Origin of the sequence: Pseudoxanthomonas taiwanensis, from assembly GCF_010093135.1 — a bacterium.
Lineage (GTDB): Bacteria > Pseudomonadota > Gammaproteobacteria > Xanthomonadales > Xanthomonadaceae > Pseudoxanthomonas > Pseudoxanthomonas taiwanensis.
The window spans coordinates 1-2,546 of record NZ_PDWK01000128.1 but is presented as its reverse complement, the minus strand read 5'-3'; the positions used below and the strand labels follow the sequence as shown (position 1 = coordinate 2,546).

General features: G+C 76.7%; 3 protein-coding genes and 1 pseudogene. 2 read left to right on the top strand and 2 right to left on the bottom strand.

Annotation, left to right across the window (positions count from 1 at the left end; all coding sequences use genetic code 11):
- Together CR938_RS14145 and CR938_RS14140 are read right to left on the bottom strand one after the other, a co-directional pair.
- Positions 1-1,050: pseudogene (locus CR938_RS14145) on the bottom strand (hypothetical protein); the annotation flags it as partial.
- Positions 1,051-1,066: 16 nt separating this feature from the next.
- Positions 1,067-1,663, bottom strand: coding sequence for an NfuA family Fe-S biogenesis protein (locus tag CR938_RS14140; RefSeq protein ID WP_162125598.1), 597 nt, complete (start codon positions 1,661-1,663; stop codon positions 1,067-1,069).
- A gap of 93 nt (positions 1,664-1,756) precedes the next feature.
- Here CR938_RS14140 and CR938_RS14135 point away from each other — a divergent pair, with 93 nt between their 5' ends.
- On the top strand, positions 1,757-2,098 hold the full coding sequence (locus CR938_RS14135; protein WP_162125597.1) for a 4a-hydroxytetrahydrobiopterin dehydratase: 342 nt from the start codon (positions 1,757-1,759) through the stop codon (positions 2,096-2,098).
- 3 nt (positions 2,099-2,101) lie between these two features.
- Positions 2,102-2,524: an energy transducer TonB gene (locus CR938_RS14130; RefSeq protein WP_162125596.1), complete on the top strand. Its 423-nt coding sequence runs from the start codon at positions 2,102-2,104 to the stop codon at positions 2,522-2,524.
- Positions 2,525-2,546: the final 22 nt, after the last annotated feature.

Sequence of the window (2,546 nt, the reverse complement as noted above, 5' to 3'; positions counted from 1 at the left end):
GCGGGCGCGGGGGCCCCCCGGCCCGGCCCGGCCTGCCCCGGGCGCGGGCGCGGCCCCCGCCTCGACCTGCGGCAGCGGCACGGCCGCGGCGGCCGGCCGCGGCTCCGGCATCGGCCCGGCCCCCTCGCGCGGACGCAGTTCCGGCTCGCGCACGGCCGGCGCCGGCACGTCGAGCGGCCGCGGCCGCAGCTGCACTTCCGGCACCACCACCAGCGGCACCTCGCGCGGGCGCAGTTCCGGTTCGCGCACCCGCGGCTCGGGCACGGCAGGCGGGCGCGGCTGCGGCACCTCAAGCCGCGGGGCCACCACCAGGGGCACCTCGCGCGGGCGCAGGGTCACCTCCGGCGGCTCGGGCGCGGCCGGGGCGCGGCGTGTGGGGGGCAGCACGTAGTCGAAGGTGGGCACCTCGACCTCGGTCACCTGCACCGGCTGCTCGGCCTCCACCGGCGCGCTGGTCTCGGCCGGCACCGGCTCCGGCGCGGTGCGCGCGGGGGCGGCGGCGGCCCGGGGCGCAGACGCGGTGGCCGGCGGAGCGGCCGCCGGTGCGGGTTCGGCGGGCGTGGCGGTACCGGCGGCGTCCGCCGCCGTTTCCCCGCCGGCCTGCGGCGCACTGGGATCGCCGCGACCGCTGAAGCCCACCTGCACGCGCTCGTCCCCGCCCCCGGCGGCCGGCGGCGCCGGAGGCAGCGCCCGCACCAGCGCCACCCACACCAGCGCCACGGCGAACAGCAGGTGCATGGCGATGCTGCCGGCCCAGGCGGCGGCACGCAGCGGACGCTCGTCGCGCGGGGCCGGCGCCCAGCCCTGCCGCCACAGCGCGAGGAAGGCGCGCCAGAGCGTCAGCCTCTCGCCGGCCGCGGGCGGCGACGGCGGCCGCCCGGCCAGCAGTCCGGCGATCTCCCGCGCGCTCGGCAGCGACCGGGCCGGGGCCTTCGGCTGCGCGCGCAGCCACAGGGCCCAGCCCCAGGGCAGCCCGGTGTGGCGTTCGAGCAGCAGACGGCGTGGCGAACGCTCGATGAGCGCCTGGATGATGTCGGCCGCCTTCGCCACGCGACCGTCGCCCCTGTCAGCCCGCGCCGCCGCGCCGCATGTAGGGCGCCTGTCCGCTGGCGTGGTCGGTGGCGTCGCGCACCGCGGTCACGCCGGGCACGCGGGCCATCAGGGTCTTCTCGATGCCCTGCTTGAGGGTCACGTCGGCCAGGCCGCAGCCATGGCAGCCGCCGCCGAAGCGCAGCACCACCACGCCGTCGGCCGACACCTCCTGCACCGTGGCGTGGCCGCCATGCGAGGCCAGCTGCGGATTGATCTCGTTCTCCATGACCCAGCGCACGCGCTCGACCAGCGAGGCCTCGGCGCCCGGGGCCTCGCCCTTGATCTTCGGCGCGCGGATGGTCAGCTGGGCGCTGGTGCCCTGGTGGACGTAGTCGATCTCCGCCCCGTCCAGCCACGGCACACTGTCGGCGTCCACGTACAGGGTGAAGCCCTCGCAGTCCACCGCCCACTCGTTGCCGGCCAGCTCGGACGGCTCGGCGAACTCCAGGCGCGCGTCGGCGCGCGGGGTGCCCGGGTTGACCGCGCTCAGGCGCACGCCCAGGCCGGGAATGGCCTCGCGTTCGATCAGCTTGCGGAAGTGGGCCTGCGCGGTGTCGGAGATGTTGATCATGCGGAGTATTCTAGTCCCATCCCGCCGCCCGGCTGGCGCCCAGCGCGCCCGTCCGGCGAACGGAGCGTTCAGGCACTGCGACGGAGAACATCAATGTCAGACCTCATCCCGCTGGTGCAGGCCCACTGCATGCCGCGCGGCCGCGAACACCGGCTCACCCCGGCCCGGGTCGCCGAGCTGCTGCCGCAGGTCCCCGGCTGGGAGGTGGCCGAGGAAGGCCGGGCGCTGGTCCGCACCTTCACCTTCCCGGACTACCATCGCACCATGGCGTTCGTGAACGCGCTGGCCTGGATCGCCCACCGCGAGGACCACCATCCGGACCTCTCGGTGCACTACGGCCGCGTGGTGGTGCGCTTCTCCACCCACGACGCCGGCGGCCTGACCGAGAACGACTTCATCTGCGCGGCCAAGGCCGCGGCCCTGCTGGAGGACTGAACCATGGCCCGCCGTCCCGCCTTTCCACCCCTGGCCGCCGCGACCCTGGCCGTGGCCGCCTGCGGCCGCGATGCCGACCGCCCGGCCGGGCCGGTGATCCCGCCCACCGAGGTCACCGCGGTGGACACCCCGCCGCCGGAGTACCCGCTGGCGCTGGCCTGCGCCGGCATCGGCGGGCAGACCGTGCTCAACGGGACCATCGGCACCGCCGGCCCGCCGACGAAGATCACCCTGCTGCGCACCAGTGGCAACGAGGAGCTGGACCGGCTGGCCCGGGAGGCGGTGCAGGGCTGGAAATTCCGCCCGGCCACCCGCAACGGCCAGCCGCTGGAGCGGACCATCCAGGTGCCGGTCAAGTTCACGCCGCCGCAGGAACGGCCGCAGGCCTGCTTCGCCCTGGACGCCGGACGCACACCCGCATCCTGACCCCCGCCCCGTTCCCTTCCCC